The sequence below is a fragment of the Prescottella agglutinans genome, assembly GCF_004011865.1.
GTDB lineage: Bacteria > Actinomycetota > Actinomycetes > Mycobacteriales > Mycobacteriaceae > Prescottella > Prescottella agglutinans.
In genome coordinates, this window is sequence record NZ_RKLP01000006.1 from 302782 (window position 1) to 318010 (window position 15229).

The following is a 15229-nucleotide window of genomic DNA, read 5'->3' on the forward strand; positions in this document are numbered from 1 at the left end:
GCGTCAGGCCGGTTTGCGGGTGACGAAGATCGCGGTGCCCGGGAACAGCTGACCGCGCAGCGGGCTCCACTGCCCCCACTCGCGGTCGAGCCATTCGGGCCACTCGGGCTCGATGATGTCGCGCACCTCGAGGCCCGCGCCGACAGCCTCGCGGACTCGATCGCCGATGGTGCGGTGGTGCTCGACGTACGTCGGTACCCCGTCGTTGTCGACCTCGACGTACGGCGTCCGGTCGAAGTACGGGAGCGTCGCGGTCAGTCCGCCGGGGCCCGGGTCGTCCGGGAAGATCCATCGGATCGGGTGGTTGACGGCGAACACCCACAGGCCGCCCGGGCGCAGCACTCGTGCCACCTCCCGCATCACCTGAGCGGAATCCGCGACGAACGGAACCGCACCGAAAGCCGAACATGCGTGGTCGAAGCTCTCGTCGGCGAAGGGCAGCGCTTCCGCGCCGGCCTGGACGAGGGGGACACGCGGGCCCCCGCGTTCCATCGCCTCGACCCCGCGCCGGAGCATGCCCATCGAGATGTCGAGTCCGACGACCTCGGTGCCCTGGCCGGCGAGCCAGCGCGCACACGGGGCCGAACCGCAGCCGACCTCGAGGATCCGCTTGCCGGCGACGTCGCCGAGCAGCTGGACATCGCCCTCGTGGAGGCCTTCCGGGCACCACACGAACTCGCCGTCGGCCGAATCGACGCCGAGGAACTCGCCGTGCGTGCGGTGGTAGTCGTCGGCGTCGGCGTCCCACCATGCGCGGCTGGCGCGCTCGCTCGCCTCTGTTCCGATGCGAGTGCGGGTCACCCCGCTTGTGCCGAGGACGGAGATGGCGGCGGCGTGACGATCGTCGGACATGCTGTCAGCGTAGAGTCCGCCGGGGCGCGCGGAACCGCGAGACCCCCAGATGCATCGGTGGTGGAACCGCCAGGTGAACCGATCGCCTGTCGGCAGGGTTTGCCCAGCTAGCCGAAGGTCGCGTACCCTGTTGCTCGCGAGTGTCTTCGGTGCAGTTCCTCGCCGGTCGGAGTTTCGATCGACAGGGTCGCGCCGGAGCCTCGTGGTGGTCTGGAAGACCGGGCGATTCCGGCGTCGAGTCGGAATCTAACGCATTCCGGTCTGCCTGTCTGACAGAACGCCATCAACCGACTAACAACCCGTCCGGAGCAACTCAACACATGCCCTCCAACACCGTGACCTCGCCGCAGGTAGCCGTCAACGACATCGGCTCCGCCGAGGACTTCCTCGCCGCCATCGACGCCACGATCAAGTACTTCAACGATGGCGACATCGTCGAAGGCACGATCGTCAAGGTCGATCGTGACGAGGTCCTTCTCGACATCGGTTACAAGACCGAAGGCGTCATCCCTTCCCGTGAGCTCTCCATCAAGCACGACGTCGACCCCAACGAGGTCGTCTCCGTGGGCGATGAGGTCGAAGCCCTGGTCCTCACCAAGGAGGACAAGGAAGGCCGTCTGATCCTGTCGAAGAAGCGCGCTCAGTACGAGCGTGCCTGGGGCACCATCGAGGAGCTCAAGGAGAAGGACGAGGCCGTCAAGGGCACCGTCATCGAGGTCGTCAAGGGTGGCCTCATCCTCGACATCGGCCTGCGTGGCTTCCTCCCCGCTTCGCTCGTCGAGATGCGTCGCGTCCGCGACCTCCAGCCGTACGTCGGCAAGGAGATCGAGGCCAAGATCATCGAGCTCGACAAGAACCGCAACAACGTGGTCCTGTCGCGTCGCGCATGGCTCGAGCAGACCCAGTCCGAGGTCCGCAGCGAGTTCCTGCACCAGCTGCAGAAGGGCCAGGTCCGCAAGGGCGTCGTGTCCTCGATCGTCAACTTCGGTGCGTTCGTCGATCTCGGCGGCGTCGACGGTCTGGTTCACGTCTCCGAGCTGTCCTGGAAGCACATCGACCACCCGTCCGAGGTTGTCGAGGTCGGCAACGAGGTCACCGTCGAGGTTCTCGACGTCGACCTGGACCGCGAGCGTGTCTCCCTGTCGCTGAAGGCGACGCAGGAGGACCCGTGGCGTCAGTTCGCCCGCACCCACGCCATCGGCCAGATCGTGCCGGGCAAGGTCACCAAGCTGGTTCCGTTCGGCGCGTTCGTCCGCGTCGAGGAGGGCATCGAGGGCCTGGTGCACATCTCCGAGCTGGCCGAGCGCCACGTGGAGGTTCCGGACCAGGTTGTGGGCGTCGGCGACGATGCGCTCGTCAAGGTCATCGACATCGACCTGGAGCGTCGCCGCATCTCGCTGTCGCTGAAGCAGGCGAACGAGGACTACAACGCCGAGTTCGATCCGTCGAAGTACGGCATGGCCGACTCGTACGACGAGCAGGGCAACTACATCTTCCCCGAGGGCTTCGATCCCGAGACCAACGAATGGCTCGAGGGCTTCGACAAGCAGCGTGAGGAGTGGGAGTCCCGCTACGCCGAGGCTGAGCGTCGCCACAAGATGCACACCGCTCAGATGGAGAAGATGGCTGCCGACGAGGCTGCCGAGGCTGCTGCCGGCGCGTCCGGCACCAACTACTCCTCCGAGTCGGGCTCCGACGAGGGCGTCTCCTCGTCGTCCGAGTCGGCTGGCGGCTCGCTGGCGAGCGATGCCCAGCTCGCGGCTCTGCGCGAGAAGCTGTCGGGCAACGCCTGATAGCGGCAGCCTGAGCATGCCTCAGGCCTGATCGACCGGAAGACCCCGGCCCCGGGATACCAGGGCCGGGGTCTTCTGCATTTCCTGCCACACGTTCCCAGGGAAAAGGCAGGAACGACAGTGGCCCGATCCCTACCGGGATCGGGCCACTGTGTGCGTGTGTGCGGGTCAGTTTGCCGCGGCTGGCACCCATCGGGTGGGCATGGTTGCCGTTCGCTTACGGATCGCCGTGAAGCTGTGGCGGGCAGGGGTCAGCACGCTGGTGAACCAATTGCGGCGGTGCTCCGCGAGCGCGGTTGCAACCTCCGGGATGAGGATCGCGTGAATGCCGTTCTCCATGCCGAGACGGTGCCGACCGGGACGGGTGGGATTGCTGCGCATGAGCGCCTCCTACTCGCATGTGAATCGGCTGGTCGGACGGTCGAAGCAAGGGTATCGGACCAGGTGGTCCAACGCATCATATTGGTCCGTTGATGATCTTCGGCGTGTTTGGTGCGACACTGGTCGGCGTGTTGAGAGTGGGCCTCACGGGAGGCATCGGAGCCGGCAAGTCGACCGTGTCGAAGGTCCTCGCGGAGTTGGGTGCGGTCATCGTCGACGCGGACCTCATCGCACGGGAGGTCGTCGAGCCGGGGACCCCCGGTCTCGCAGCGCTCGTGGAGGCGTTCGGCGACGGCATCCTGCATCCCGACGGCACGCTGAATCGACCTGCCTTGGCCGAGAGGGCGTTCGGCAGTGACGAATCGCGGCTGCTGTTGAACTCGATCCTGCATCCGCGCATCGGTCAGCGCACCGCAGAACTCGTCGACGGCGCGCCCTCCGACGCGATCGTCGTGCAGGACATCCCGCTCCTGGTCGAGGGGCGGATGGCGCCGGTGTTCAACCTCGTAGTCGTCGTGTACGTCCACGAGGCCGAGCGCGTCCGCCGACTCGTCGAGTTGCGGGGTATGCCGGAGGCGGACGCGCGTGCACGGATCGCGGCCCAGGCAACCGATGACCAGCGGCGGGCAGCGGCGGACGTGTGGCTCGACAACAGCGGCGCCCCGGAACTGATCGACGCGCAGGTTCGCGCGCTGTACACGGACCGGTTGCTGCCGTTCGAGCGGAACCTGCGCACGCGCACGGCGGTGTCGGTGCCGCCGATCGTGCGGCCGGCCGACCCGGAGTGGGCGGCTCAGGGCGAGCGTCTGGTCGAGCGACTGCGCCTGGTGTGTGGAGACCGGGCGGTGCGGGTCGACCACGTCGGGTCCACCGCCGTGCCAGGCCTCGACGCACGCGATCTGATCGACGTGCAGATCACGGTCCCCGATCTCGCGACGGCGGACGCTCTGACCGAACCGCTCGCGGCAGCCGGCTTCCCACCGATCGTCGACGCCACCCTCGACGAGCCGAGGCCGGCGTACGGTGTCGGCGGCGAGGCGGATCCGGCGCTGTGGGACAAGCGCACGCACGGCGGTGCCGATCCGGGCAGACCTGTGGAGATCAGCCTGCGTGTCGACGGCTGGCCGGGTCAGCGGTTCGCGCTGCTGCTTCGCGACTGGCTGCGCGCCGACGCCACCGCCCGGGCCGAGTTCCTCGAGGTCAAACAGACCGCGATGCGCTGGGCGGCCGCCGACACGCGCGAACCGGACGCCACGGTCACCTACGCCGCGGCGCTCGACCCGTGGTTCGATCTCGGCTACCAGCGTGCCTGGGAGTGGGCCGAACAGAACGGCTGGTCGGCGCAGGGCTGACCGGGCGGCGTCAGCGCCACGAGACCGGCATGCCCTTCGAGGCCAGCCATGCGTCCATGTCGTGGCCGTGGGCGGCGATCCCGTCCACGGCCGACACCGCACGCTGGATCGCGCGGTCGGCGGTGCGCGGAGAGATGTAGCCGTGCGCCGTCGCCGAGATCAGTTCGTCGACGTCGAGCAGTTCGGTCTCGCGTCCGGTCCGGACCACGAGATCGAGATAGTGGTCCTCCGACTTCCAGACATCCGGGCTCCGCGTGAAGTCGCCGATGTCGATGTAGTGGTCCTGGTCCCGCTGGTGGTACGGGTGGAAGTGGAAGATCGACGCGCGAATGCCGAGGTCCGGGATCAGCCAGGACTCGAGGTAGTGGAACGAGGGGTGGTCGGCCGTGCGGGCCATGTACAGCCCCCACGGTTCGAGCCGGTAGTGGTCGACCGGACGCACGTAACCCTTCGGGTCGGTGTTGGTGCGTTCGGTGATGTTGAAGTACTCGACCTTCGGTCGGTGCGCCGGAACCAGGTCGATCGTCGGCACGTAGATCGACGCAGGGGGATCGGTCGGCGTGGCTGCGGCGGTGACTGGTTCGACGTTCTCCATACAGCAAGAAAGTACCGGTAATCGCGGGGCCGGGCACCAACGATCGGAGCCGTCCCGCACAGCGTTATCAGAACTTGTCGGAAGCGGCGCATACCCTGGTCTCATGGCGTTCGCATCCGAGCACCCCGTGGTGGCGCATTCCGAGTTCCGGCCGGTCAGCGAGATCGAACGGGCCGACGCCCGCTTCCAGGTCGTCAGCGAATACGAGCCGGCCGGTGACCAGCCGGAAGCCATCGACGACCTCGAACGACGACTGAGGGCGGGGGAGAAGGACGTCGTCCTGCTCGGCGCGACCGGTACCGGCAAGTCGGCGACGACGGCGTGGCTCATCGAGCGCGTGCAGCGCCCGACGCTGGTGATGGCCCCGAACAAGACGCTGGCGGCGCAGCTCGCCAACGAGTTGCGGGAGATGCTGCCGAACAACGCCGTCGAGTACTTCGTCTCGTACTACGACTACTACCAGCCCGAGGCGTACATCGCGCAGACGGACACCTACATCGAGAAGGACTCGTCGATCAACGACGACGTGGAGCGGTTGCGCCACTCGGCCACGTCGAGTCTGCTGTCCCGGCGCGATGTCGTGGTGGTGGCGTCGGTGTCGTGCATCTACGGCCTCGGCACGCCGCAGTCGTACCTGGACCGTTCCATCGAGCTCGAGGTCGGGGTCGAGGTCGACCGGGACGCGCTGCTCCGGCTCCTGGTCGACGTGCAGTACAACCGCAACGACATGGCCTTCACCCGCGGTTCGTTCCGGGTGCGCGGCGACACGGTCGAGATCATCCCTTCCTACGAGGAACTGGCAGTCCGGATCGAGTTCTTCGGCGACGAGGTCGAGGCGCTCTACTACCTGCACCCGCTGACGGGCGATGTGGTGCGCCAGGTCGACACGGTGCGGATCTTCCCGGCCACGCACTACGTCGCCGGCCCGGAGCGGATGGAACGCGCCGTGAAGGACATCGAGATCGAACTCGAGGAACGGCTCGCCGACCTGGAGAACCGCGGCAAGTTGCTCGAGGCGCAGCGGCTGCGTATGCGGACGCAGTACGACCTGGAGATGATCAAGCAGGTCGGCTTCTGCTCGGGCATCGAGAACTATTCGCGGCACATCGACGGCCGCCCCGCAGGGTCGGCGCCGGCCACGCTCATCGACTACTTCCCGGAGGACTTCCTCCTGGTGATCGACGAGTCCCACGTGACGGTCCCGCAGATCGGTGCCATGTACGAGGGCGACATGTCCCGCAAGCGCAACCTGGTCGAGTTCGGGTTCCGTCTGCCGTCGGCCACGGACAATCGCCCGCTCACGTGGGAGGAGTTCGCCGGCCGGATCGGCCAGACGGTGTACCTGTCGGCGACGCCGGGGCCGTACGAGCTCGGCCAGGCGGGCGGCGAGTTTGTGGAGCAGGTGATCCGACCCACCGGCCTGGTCGACCCCGAGGTCGTCGTCAAGCCCACCAAGGGCCAGATCGACGACCTGGTGCACGAGATCCGTCAACGGACGGAACGCGACGAGCGTGTCCTGGTCACGACGCTCACCAAGAAGATGGCCGAGGACCTGACGGACTACCTTCTCGAGCTCGGTATCCGGGTGCGTTACCTGCACTCGGACATCGATACGCTCCGACGGGTGGAGCTGCTGCGGCAGCTGCGGTTGGGCGAGTACGACGTCCTGGTCGGCATCAACCTGCTGCGTGAGGGCCTCGACCTGCCCGAGGTGTCGCTGGTCGCGATCCTCGACGCGGACAAGGAAGGGTTCCTGCGCAGCACCACCAGCCTCATCCAGACCATCGGCCGCGCGGCCCGCAACGTCTCCGGCCAGGTCCACATGTACGCCGACAAGGTCACCGACTCGATGCAGCGCGCCATCGAGGAGACCGAGCGTCGCCGCGAGAAGCAGATCGCGTACAACCTCGAGAAGGGCGTCGATCCGCAGCCGTTGCGGAAGAAGATCGCCGACATCCTCGACCAGGTGTACGAGGAGGCCGACGACACCGAGGTCGGCGTGGGCGGATCCGGTCGCAACGCGAGCCGCGGTCGCCGCGCCCAGGGTGAGGCGGGACGCGCGGTCAGCGCCGGCGTGTACGAGGGCCGCGACGTGAAGTCGATGCCGCGCGCCGAGCTGGCCGATCTGGTCAAGGAACTGACCGACCAGATGATGAACGCCGCGCGGGACTTGCAGTTCGAGCTCGCCGGGCGGCTGCGCGACGAGATCGCGGACCTGAAGAAGGAGTTGCGCGGGATGGACGCGGCGGGGCTGAAGTAGCGCCCGCTAACGTCTTGGGTCATGGACGCTCATCTCGCCGGTCGGACCGCACGCTCTCTGGAACTGCTCCACTCGCTCAGCTACTTCGCACCCGAGGTGGAGACCGAACTGGTCGGGGTCGGTTTGGAGCCGGGTCGGATGACGTACTTCGCGGGGCGTGCGGCCCCGATGGGTGCGGTCGGTGCCGGCGTTGTGGCCGCGACCTTCTACAACTTCGATCCCGCGTTGATCGGCGACGCGATCCCGCGCGCGTGGAATCTGGCCGACCCCGACGAGATCGTCCGGGCGCGGTACCGCGGCGTCGATGCCGCCTATCGGGCGTTGTTCGGGGACGCCGTCACGTCGGCCGACATGTCGGAGGCGGCACAGCTGGCGGCGATCGCGGCGCAGGGGATTCCCGGTGTCAACGGTCGACCGCTGTATGCGGGCTACGCCGCCCTCGACTGGCCGGACGAACCGCACCTCGTGCTGTGGCACGCCCTGACCCTGCTGCGGGAGTACCGCGGAGACGGGCATGTCGCGGCGTTGCAGACCGCCGGGCTCAGCGGCCTCGAGGCGCTGATCACCCACACCGCGGCCGGGATCGGATTCCAGAAGAAGTTCGCGCAGACCCGGCGAGGATGGTCGCAGGCTGCATGGGACGCCGCCGTCTCCGGGCTCCGCGACCGCGAACTCCTCGACGGGCGAGGCGAATTGACCACCGACGGCCGCGAGTTGCGTGACGTGGTCGAGGATCTCACCGACGAACTGGCGGCGGCGCCGTGGACCGAACTGGGCGAGGACGGCGCCGCGCGCCTCGCGGAACTTACCGAGCCGTGGCGGAAGTCGGTGCGCGAGTCGGGACTGTTCCCGGCAGCGCTGTTCGGCCCTCGGTACGGCGAATCGCGCTGACGACTCCGGCTCCACCCTGTCGCCGTGGTGAAATGGTGCGTCAGGGGTGGAGCCATCCACCGCGACACAGGGTGGAGCCATCCACCGGGGGATGAAGCATGTTGTGCCGCAATTCCACCAGGCTGTGCGCCGATGAGGCTAATGTCAGCGCAGCAGTTGGGGATCTCGGTCGACCAGGGCACCACGGCCACCGTCCTCGATCAACGCACATATGGAGGAATGAATGAGCGCCTACCGGACCGTCGTCGTCGGAACCGATGGATCGGACTCGTCGTATCGCGCGGTGGAAAAGGCCGCTGCGCTGGCCGGGGACGCCGAGGCCAAGCTCGTGATCGCGTGCGCGTACTACCCGGCCGATCCCAAGGACACCGAAGTGGCGCAGGACACCCTCGGTGAGGACGCCTACCAGGTCACCGGGTCGGCCCCCACTTTCGAGATCCTGCGGACAGCGCGCGAGCGGGCCACCGCGGCCGGCGCCAAGAACATCGTCGAGCGCGCGATCGTGGGCGCGCCCGTCGACTCGCTGCTCGCCCTCGTCGACGAGGTCGAAGCCGACCTTCTGGTGGTCGGTAACCGGGGGCTCAACACGATCACCGGGCGTCTCCTCGGGTCGGTTCCGTCGGATGCGGCGCGCAAGTCCACGTCGGACGTTCTGATCGTGCACACCGTCCGCTGAGTTCGGCTGTCAGCAGAAGTCCGCGCGGGCTCCGTCGAGCAGCAGTTGCGTGGCCGCGTCGGGGGTGAGCGTGCCACCCGAGAGGCTCGCACCGTAGGCGCCCACGGACCGTAGATTGTCGAGGATCGTCGAGTCGGGTGTGCCGGCGGCAGATTGCCGGCACACCCCGTCGGCCAGCGCGAACAGCGTCGAGCGCGGTACCGCGTCGGGAAACCCACCCGCAGTGAGGGCGTCCGCATAGCGCGTGACGCGGGCATCGGCGACCGCTGTCGCGGACACGGTTTCGGCCGCGACCGGTGTGGCGGGATGCGGCGCGTCGTCGGTGGCGGTCGCCGACGTACACCCGACCACCACGATCGAGGTGACCACTCCGACCACACTCACCGTCGCCGAGCGCAGCGCACGGCGGGAAACGGTCGAACTCGTCGGCATGGTTTTCTGTCCCGTCTTGGTGCGCGATGGTGTGGTGTGAGGCCCGATCGGCTCGAGGGCCCCTGGCACGGTACCGCTTCGGCCGATTCCGCGAGTGTCGGTTCGCCGATCAGCTTCCCGACGGCACGACCGACACGTCGAGCGATCCGAGTGCCGTCGGCAGCGGGCGGGCGTGCACGATCCCGAGGCGCTGGGTGGCGCGGGTCAGCGCGACGTACAGGTCGTTGATTCCGCGCGGCGAGTCGTCCAGCATGTCCTGCGGTTCGACGATGATCACCGAGTCGAACTCGAGTCCCTTGGCGTCCTTGACGGTCAGCACGCTCACCGACTCCGACCGCAGGTCGGCCAGGTGCTCGACGTGGTCGTGCCCCGCGAGGACCGCGGTGAGGCCGGGCCCGGTCTCGCCCGCGACCCGGCGCCGCACCTCGTCCAAGATCTCCGACTCGTCCACGTGCTGCGCCCACGGTGCGAAGCCCGATTCCCGAACCGACCGGGGGACAGTCTGATCCGGATCGATCTCCTCGAGCACCCGATGCGCGAGTTCCATGATCTCGGCCGGGGTCCGGTAGTTCACGGTCAGTTCGGTCAGCTTCCAGCGCTGCGCCACGTACGGTCCCAGCACGTCCTGCCACGACGAGCTGCCCGCCGGATCGCCGGTCTGGGCCGTGTCGCCGACCAGTGTCATCCACCGATTCGGGATGCGCCGCATGAGCATTCGCCACGCCATCTCCGACAGTTCCTGCGCCTCGTCGACGATGACGTGGCCGTAGGTCCACGTGCGGTCGGCCGCGGCACGTTCGGCCGTCGTGCCGTGGCGGCCCATCTCCTGGCGTTCCGCCAACTGGCTGGCGTCGATCAGGTCGTACGCCATGAGGATCTCGGGGTCGAGGTCGTCCTCGAGATCCTGCGGTGCCGAGCCGGTGAGGATGTCCAGCGCACCCTGGGCGTCGGCGATCTGTGATCGCCAGCGGCGCTGCGCGCGTTCGCGTTCCGCGGCGTCGTCGACACCGAGCAGCTCGGCCAGTTCGTCGAGCAGGGGCGCGTCGGCGGCACTGAAGCCGACCCCGGAGGTGCGCAGCAGCGTTGCACGCTCCTCGGCACCGAGGTCGGGGGCGGCCGTCGCGAGCCGTTCGGGGGAGCGCAGCAGGTCGGTCAGCACCTGCTGCGGCGTCAGGTCGGGCCACAACGCGTCGAGGGCCGCCATGATCGACGCGTCCTCGCGCATCTCGTCGCGCATGTCGGCGATGTCGTCACGGCTGAGCAGGTTGCCGCCGTCGACGATGTTCGCACCGAGGGTTGCCGCCAGCTGATCCGCGAGGGCCTCGATCGCCGCGGACACGAAGATCGGCCGCGCCAGGTTGTGCGGTCGCCTCGACGACCGTGCGCGGCCGCGAGCCCGGGTGACGACCTTGCGGTCGAGGGTGATCGGGTACGTGTCGAATCGCAGCTCGATCGGCTGCTTCGGCACCTCCTGCCGGTCCCGCACAGCCTTCTTGAGCACGTCGATCATCGCGAGCGAGCCCTTCAGTTCGCCCGCCGCCAGCGAGTCCTCACGGGTCGCCCGCACCCCCGGGTAGAGGTCTCCGATGGTCGACAGCAGCACGCCGGTCTCGCCGAGCGACGGCAGCACCTGACTGATGTAGTCGAGGAACGTCGCGTTGGGGCCGATGATGAGGACACCGGACTTCTCCAACTGCTGGCGGTACGTGTAGAGCAGGTAGGCGGCGCGATGCAAGGCGACCGCGGTCTTGCCGGTGCCCGGCCCACCCTGCACGACGAGCACGCTCTTGTGGTTCGAGCGGATGATCGTGTCCTGCTCGCCCTGGATCGTCTCGACGATGTCGTGCATCTGCCCTGTGCGAGCGGCGTTCAGGGCAGCGAGCAGCGCGCTCTCACCCGCCACGCCGCCGGCGCCGCTGCCGCCACCGTGCTCCTCGGCCGCAGCCAGATCCAGGTACTCGTCGTTCAGGGCGGTCACCGTGCGACTGCGTGTGCGGATGTGGCGGCGGCGGGTCACGCCGTCGGGCGCGGCCGGGGTGGCCAGGTAGAAGGGGCGGGCGAGCGGCGCACGCCAGTCGAGGAGGAGGGTCTCGTAGTCGTTCGCCTCGTCGAGGATGCCGATTCGGCCGATGTAGCGCGGCTCGTTGTCGTCGTCCACGTCGATCCGGCCGAAGCACAGGCCGTTCTCGGCGGCGTCGTAACGCGTGAGGTCCTCGGAGTACATCTGCGTGAACGACTCGCGTTCGCTGCGCGCCTGAGGTGTGCCGCCGGTCTGGAGGAGGACCTGGCTCAGCCGCTTCTGCGCATAGGCGCGTAGTTCGTCGAGGCGCTCGTACAGCGTCGACACGTAACCCTGCTCGTGGTCGAGATCGGGGTGCACACGGGCCTCGTCGGGCAAGAGGTCTCCTAGGTTGGAACGGCAGAAAAGCGCCCAAGCAGTCTAGTGCGATGTGCGGCTGCTCCGCAGAACTGCTGGTTGACCCGACGTCTTTGCGGGTACGTCACGGACGAACGTAACCGAGCGAGCCGACGGGAGAGGAACGCATGACCTCGACGACCATGCAACCGATGAGCGCATCCGGACCCGATCCGACACCCTTCCACACGGTCGACCCGTTCACCGGGAGATCGATCGGGGAGTACCCGTACCTGGTCGGCGAGCAGTTGGACGCGATCGTCGATCGTGCCGCCGCCGCGTTCGAGATCTGGCGCGAGGAATCCGTCGAGCGACGTGCCCGGGTCTTGGCGCGGGCGGCGGAACTCCTACGCGAACGAAAGGAGGACCTGGCGGCGTCGGTGACCCGGGAGATGGGCAAACTGATCGGCGAGGCCCGAGTCGAAGTCGATCTGTCGGCGGCGATCTTCGACTACTACGCCGAACACGGGCCCGGACTCCTCGGTTCCCGGCGGATCGACGTCGAGGACGGAACCGCCGAGGTCGTGAACGAGCCGATCGGCGTGTTGCTCGGCATCGAACCCTGGAACTTCCCGATCTACCAGGTAGCACGCTTCGCGGCACCGAACCTCCTGCTGGGAAACGTGGTGTTGCTCAAGCACGCGAGTTCGTGCGCTCAGACCGCGCTGGAACTCGAGAAGTTGCTCGCCGACGCAGGGACCCCGGAAGGGGTCTACAGCAACCTGTTTCTCCGGATCTCGGACGTCGAGCGGGTCGTATCGAATCCCGCCGTGCAGGGCACATCGCTCACCGGCAGCGAACGAGCCGGCACGTCCCTGGCCGAAATCTCCGGACGACACCTGAAGAAGTGTGTTCTCGAACTGGGCGGCAGTGACCCGTTCGTGGTGCTCGACGCGGACGACCTGGACGCGACGCTCGATGCTGCCGCCGCCGGCCGCCTCGGCAACACGGGACAGAGTTGTGTGGCCTCGAAGCGGTTCATCGTGCCGGAAGCGATCTACGACGATTTCGTCGCCGGACTCTCGCGGCGCTTCTCCGAGCTGGTGGTGGGCGATCCGTCCGACCCGGCGACCACCCTAGGTCCGCTGTCGTCGGAGGATGCGGCACAGACGCTGCTCGCGCAGATCGAGGACGCGCTCGGTAAGGGGGCTGCGGTCACGATCGGCGGATCGCGCCCGAGCGACCGCGGGCCCGACGGGAAGGGCGCGTTCGTCGAGGCGACGATCCTCACCGACGTCACCCCCGAGATGCGTGCGTACGGTGAGGAGTTGTTCGGACCCGTAGCGGTCGTCTACCGGGTCGAGGACGAGGACGAGGCTGTCGACCTCGCGAATTCGACCCGGTTCGGTCTCGGCGGCACGATCTTCGGTGCGGATCCCGATCATGCCCGCGCGGTCGCGGACCGGATTCGCAGCGGCATGGTGTGGATCAACCGTCCCACCTCGACCGAACCCGAACTCCCCTTCGGTGGAGTCAAGAGCTCCGGATTCGGTCGCGAGTTGGGCGACCTGGGCCTGTTCGAATTCGCGAACCGCAAGTTGATTCGCTCGGTGCCGCCGGCACCGGCTGATCGACCGTAGTAGTCACCGGCGGAGCCACGACCTTGCCCGTTTCATCCGTCCGGCGGTCGGGTATCCACTGATATGGGCACGTCGCGCAACGAATCGGCTATCGTCCACGACCTCCTCGGCCGCGCCGGGGAATCGTATGCGCAGGAGGCACAGATCACGCTGAAGGATCAGCCGAAGCCGTTGTTCCAGTTGCTGGTGCTGTCGATGCTGCTGAGTGCTCGGATCTCCGCGGAGATAGCGACACGTGCAGCACGGGAACTGTTCCATGCCGGCTGGCGGACCCCGGAGGCGATGGCGAGTGCGCCCCGCGCGGAGGTCATCGCCGCATTGAAACGGGGTCACTACTCGCGTTACGACGAGAGCACCGCCACGCGACTTCGCGAGGCGGCTGAGCGTGTCGGGGACGAGTATCGCGGGGACCTGCGCAAGCTCGCCGAGCGAAGTGGCCACGACGAGTCCGCGGCCGCCCGCCTGCTCGAGGAATTCGACGGAATCGGGCCCGTCGGCGCGGAGATCTTCATGCGTGAAGTCCAGGACACGTGGCCCTGGTTGCGGCCGCACATGGACGAGCGGGTACTGCGCGGTGCCGACGAATTGCATCTGCCGCAGGACCCGTCGAGGTTGATCGAGTTGTCGGGGTCTCGGGAGGTTGCGCCGCTCGCGGCGGCCCTGGTTCGGGTCACCGTCGATTCGGAGTTACGTGACGCGGTACTGGCGAATTGACGGGCGGTGCACCGGGTCAATGGTTGCGAAGTTTCGAGATCAGCTCGGACTTGTTCAGCGACGAATACCCTGAGATGCCGAGTTCCTTTGCACGGTCGCGCAGTTCGTCGACCGTGCGGTCCTCGTAGTTCTCCGCCTCGCCGCCCTTGCGTCCGACCGACGAGCGTCCTTCGCCGGCGGCAGCATTGGAGATACGCGCTGCCTTCTCCTTCGAGTCACCTTCTTCCCGCAGCTTTTCGTACAGTTCCGGATCCTTCAGACGAGGATCGGATTCCCGGGGTTCGTTCGTGGGCATTCTCGCTCACCTCGCAGTGGTGTCTCGATGTCAATCCTGCAACTCGGCTGCCTTCGCCCGTGCGGTTGCCAGGGCTCGCTCGGCTTGTTTGCGCGCCCGCCTGCTCAGTTCCTCGCCCTGTTCGCTGGCTGTGGCAGCCCACTCGGTGCCGCGTTCCCGCGCCAAATGCGCGAACTCCGTGCCGCGCTCGCGCGCGAGTTCTGCCAGCACCGGTCCGCGCTCACGGGCGACTTCGCCGAGTTCGGTGCCGCGCTCCATGGCCAGGTGGGCCAGGGCGGCGCCGCGAACTCGTGCAGCGTCGAGTAGTTCGCCGCCTCGTTCACCGGCTTGCTCGGCGGCCGCGCGCGCCCGGTCGGACACCACGTGCAGGGTGTGCTCGGTATCGGGTCCGTTGTTGCTCGACAACGCATCTGAGACGGCGGTCTGCGCCTTGCGTGCGGCACGCCTACCGCGCCAACCCAGCGAGGGCTTGCCCTCGGTGTCGACCGCCGCGATCAGCAGGCCCCCGAGAATCGTCATGTTCTTGAAGAACTGCATGCGCTGCATCGCGCGCTGTTGCGGGTCGTCGACGTTCCAGAAGTCGTGTCCGGCGACGGTGGTCGGGATCAGCGTCCCGGCGAGGACCAGCGAGGAGGCGCGGGGCGCCTTGCCGATCGCGAGCAACGCGCCCGCGCCGATCTGCACGGCTGCATTGATCTTGACCAGTGTCTCGGGGTCGGACGGCAACTTGTCGGTCACCGCACCCGGCAGTGTCTCGATGCTCTTCTCGAGGAACGGTCCCGCAGCCTGTGCTGGTGGGGAAGGGCTCCGGAGCGCTCCGATGCCACCGGCGATGAAGACGGTGGACAGCAATGGGCGGGCAATTCGGCGAACGAGCATTGGCTGCCTCCCAACCTAGGTTCCCTCTACCGTATCCGTGTGGGCGGAGTCCGGCAGGAGACGAATCGAAAAGGGGATCGTCGGCGCGCACGACCGGTGCGGCCTCCGGCGAT

The 15229-nt window shown here is 67.7% G+C and carries 14 protein-coding genes; 7 read left to right on the forward strand and 7 right to left on the reverse strand.

The window, feature by feature from the left end; translation table 11 throughout:
* Nucleotides 1-3: 3 nt before the first annotated feature.
* A complete protein-coding gene (locus EGT67_RS13720) occupies nucleotides 4-852 on the reverse strand; it encodes a class I SAM-dependent methyltransferase (RefSeq protein ID WP_127916612.1) in 849 nt (282 codons plus the stop codon).
* A 320-nt stretch (nucleotides 853-1172) separates the two neighbouring features.
* Here EGT67_RS13720 and rpsA point away from each other — a divergent pair, with 320 nt between their 5' ends.
* On the forward strand, nucleotides 1173-2645 hold the full coding sequence (gene rpsA, locus EGT67_RS13725; protein ID WP_127916613.1) for a 30S ribosomal protein S1: 1473 nt from the start codon (nucleotides 1173-1175) through the stop codon (nucleotides 2643-2645).
* 168 nt (nucleotides 2646-2813) lie between these two features.
* Here the strand turns inward: rpsA and EGT67_RS13730 are convergent, their stop codons facing one another.
* On the reverse strand, nucleotides 2814-3026 hold the full coding sequence (locus EGT67_RS13730; RefSeq protein WP_127916614.1) for a hypothetical protein: 213 nt from the start codon (nucleotides 3024-3026) through the stop codon (nucleotides 2814-2816).
* A gap of 128 nt (nucleotides 3027-3154) precedes the next feature.
* On the opposite strand from EGT67_RS13730, the gene coaE reads away from it, so the two are divergent.
* Complete coding sequence (coaE, locus tag EGT67_RS13735) at nucleotides 3155-4378, forward strand: dephospho-CoA kinase (protein ID WP_206612371.1); 1224 nt, start codon at nucleotides 3155-3157, stop codon at nucleotides 4376-4378.
* Nucleotides 4379-4388: 10 nt separating this feature from the next.
* Here the strand turns inward: coaE and EGT67_RS13740 are convergent, their stop codons facing one another.
* On the reverse strand, nucleotides 4389-4973 hold the full coding sequence (locus EGT67_RS13740) for a ribonuclease FAU-1 family protein (RefSeq protein WP_127916616.1): 585 nt from the start codon (nucleotides 4971-4973) through the stop codon (nucleotides 4389-4391).
* A 103-nt stretch (nucleotides 4974-5076) separates the two neighbouring features.
* On the opposite strand from EGT67_RS13740, the gene uvrB reads away from it, so the two are divergent.
* The 3 genes from uvrB (at nucleotide 5077) to EGT67_RS13755 (ending at nucleotide 8800) form a co-directional block, all read left to right on the forward strand.
* Complete coding sequence (gene uvrB, locus EGT67_RS13745; RefSeq protein ID WP_127916617.1) at nucleotides 5077-7233, forward strand: excinuclease ABC subunit UvrB; 2157 nt, start codon at nucleotides 5077-5079, stop codon at nucleotides 7231-7233.
* A gap of 21 nt (nucleotides 7234-7254) precedes the next feature.
* Entirely contained in the window at nucleotides 7255-8124 is an 870-nt protein-coding gene (locus EGT67_RS13750; RefSeq protein ID WP_127916618.1) for an SCO6745 family protein, read from the forward strand.
* A gap of 223 nt (nucleotides 8125-8347) precedes the next feature.
* Complete coding sequence (locus EGT67_RS13755) at nucleotides 8348-8800, forward strand: universal stress protein (protein WP_127916619.1); 453 nt, start codon at nucleotides 8348-8350, stop codon at nucleotides 8798-8800.
* A 9-nt stretch (nucleotides 8801-8809) separates the two neighbouring features.
* Here the strand turns inward: EGT67_RS13755 and EGT67_RS13760 are convergent, their stop codons facing one another.
* The gene (locus EGT67_RS13760; RefSeq protein ID WP_164877564.1) at nucleotides 8810-9232 is read right to left on the reverse strand and encodes a DUF732 domain-containing protein; all 423 of its coding nucleotides are present in this window, start codon (nucleotides 9230-9232) and stop codon (nucleotides 8810-8812) included.
* A gap of 109 nt (nucleotides 9233-9341) precedes the next feature.
* The gene (locus EGT67_RS13765; protein WP_127916621.1) at nucleotides 9342-11630 is read right to left on the reverse strand and encodes a HelD family protein; all 2289 of its coding nucleotides are present in this window, start codon (nucleotides 11628-11630) and stop codon (nucleotides 9342-9344) included.
* 170 nt (nucleotides 11631-11800) lie between these two features.
* Here EGT67_RS13765 and EGT67_RS13770 point away from each other — a divergent pair, with 170 nt between their 5' ends.
* A complete protein-coding gene (locus tag EGT67_RS13770) occupies nucleotides 11801-13228 on the forward strand; it encodes an NAD-dependent succinate-semialdehyde dehydrogenase (RefSeq protein ID WP_338324859.1) in 1428 nt (475 codons plus the stop codon).
* A gap of 63 nt (nucleotides 13229-13291) precedes the next feature.
* Nucleotides 13292-13942, forward strand: a complete 651-nt coding sequence (locus tag EGT67_RS13775) for an HhH-GDP family DNA glycosylase (RefSeq protein WP_127916623.1) — start codon at nucleotides 13292-13294, stop codon at nucleotides 13940-13942.
* Nucleotides 13943-13958: 16 nt separating this feature from the next.
* Here EGT67_RS13775 and EGT67_RS13780 read toward each other — a convergent pair whose 3' ends face one another.
* Nucleotides 13959-14237 (reverse strand): DUF7218 family protein, encoded by a 279-nt coding sequence (locus EGT67_RS13780; protein WP_127916624.1) that lies wholly within the window; start codon nucleotides 14235-14237, stop codon nucleotides 13959-13961.
* 30 nt (nucleotides 14238-14267) lie between these two features.
* Nucleotides 14268-15116, reverse strand: coding sequence for a DoxX family protein (locus tag EGT67_RS13785; protein ID WP_127916625.1), 849 nt, complete (start codon nucleotides 15114-15116; stop codon nucleotides 14268-14270).
* Nucleotides 15117-15229: the final 113 nt, after the last annotated feature.

Excerpts from the sequence above, each read along its gene's own strand:
- EGT67_RS13720 (WP_127916612.1), bottom strand. The coding sequence starts at position 852 with ATGTCCGACGATCGTCACGCCGCCGCCATCTCCGTCCTCGGCACAAGC.
- rpsA (WP_127916613.1), top strand. The coding sequence starts at position 1,173 with ATGCCCTCCAACACCGTGACCTCGCCGCAGGTAGCCGTCAACGACATC.
- EGT67_RS13730 (WP_127916614.1), bottom strand. The coding sequence starts at position 3,026 with ATGCGCAGCAATCCCACCCGTCCCGGTCGGCACCGTCTCGGCATGGAG.
- EGT67_RS13740 (WP_127916616.1), bottom strand. The coding sequence starts at position 4,973 with ATGGAGAACGTCGAACCAGTCACCGCCGCAGCCACGCCGACCGATCCC.
- uvrB (WP_127916617.1), top strand. The coding sequence starts at position 5,077 with ATGGCGTTCGCATCCGAGCACCCCGTGGTGGCGCATTCCGAGTTCCGG.
- EGT67_RS13750 (WP_127916618.1), top strand. The coding sequence starts at position 7,255 with ATGGACGCTCATCTCGCCGGTCGGACCGCACGCTCTCTGGAACTGCTC.
- EGT67_RS13755 (WP_127916619.1), top strand. The coding sequence starts at position 8,348 with ATGAGCGCCTACCGGACCGTCGTCGTCGGAACCGATGGATCGGACTCG.
- EGT67_RS13760 (WP_164877564.1), bottom strand. The coding sequence starts at position 9,232 with ATGCCGACGAGTTCGACCGTTTCCCGCCGTGCGCTGCGCTCGGCGACG.
- EGT67_RS13770 (WP_338324859.1), top strand. The coding sequence starts at position 11,801 with ATGAGCGCATCCGGACCCGATCCGACACCCTTCCACACGGTCGACCCG.
- EGT67_RS13775 (WP_127916623.1), top strand. The coding sequence starts at position 13,292 with ATGGGCACGTCGCGCAACGAATCGGCTATCGTCCACGACCTCCTCGGC.
- EGT67_RS13780 (WP_127916624.1), bottom strand. The coding sequence starts at position 14,237 with ATGCCCACGAACGAACCCCGGGAATCCGATCCTCGTCTGAAGGATCCG.
- EGT67_RS13785 (WP_127916625.1), bottom strand. The coding sequence starts at position 15,116 with ATGCTCGTTCGCCGAATTGCCCGCCCATTGCTGTCCACCGTCTTCATC.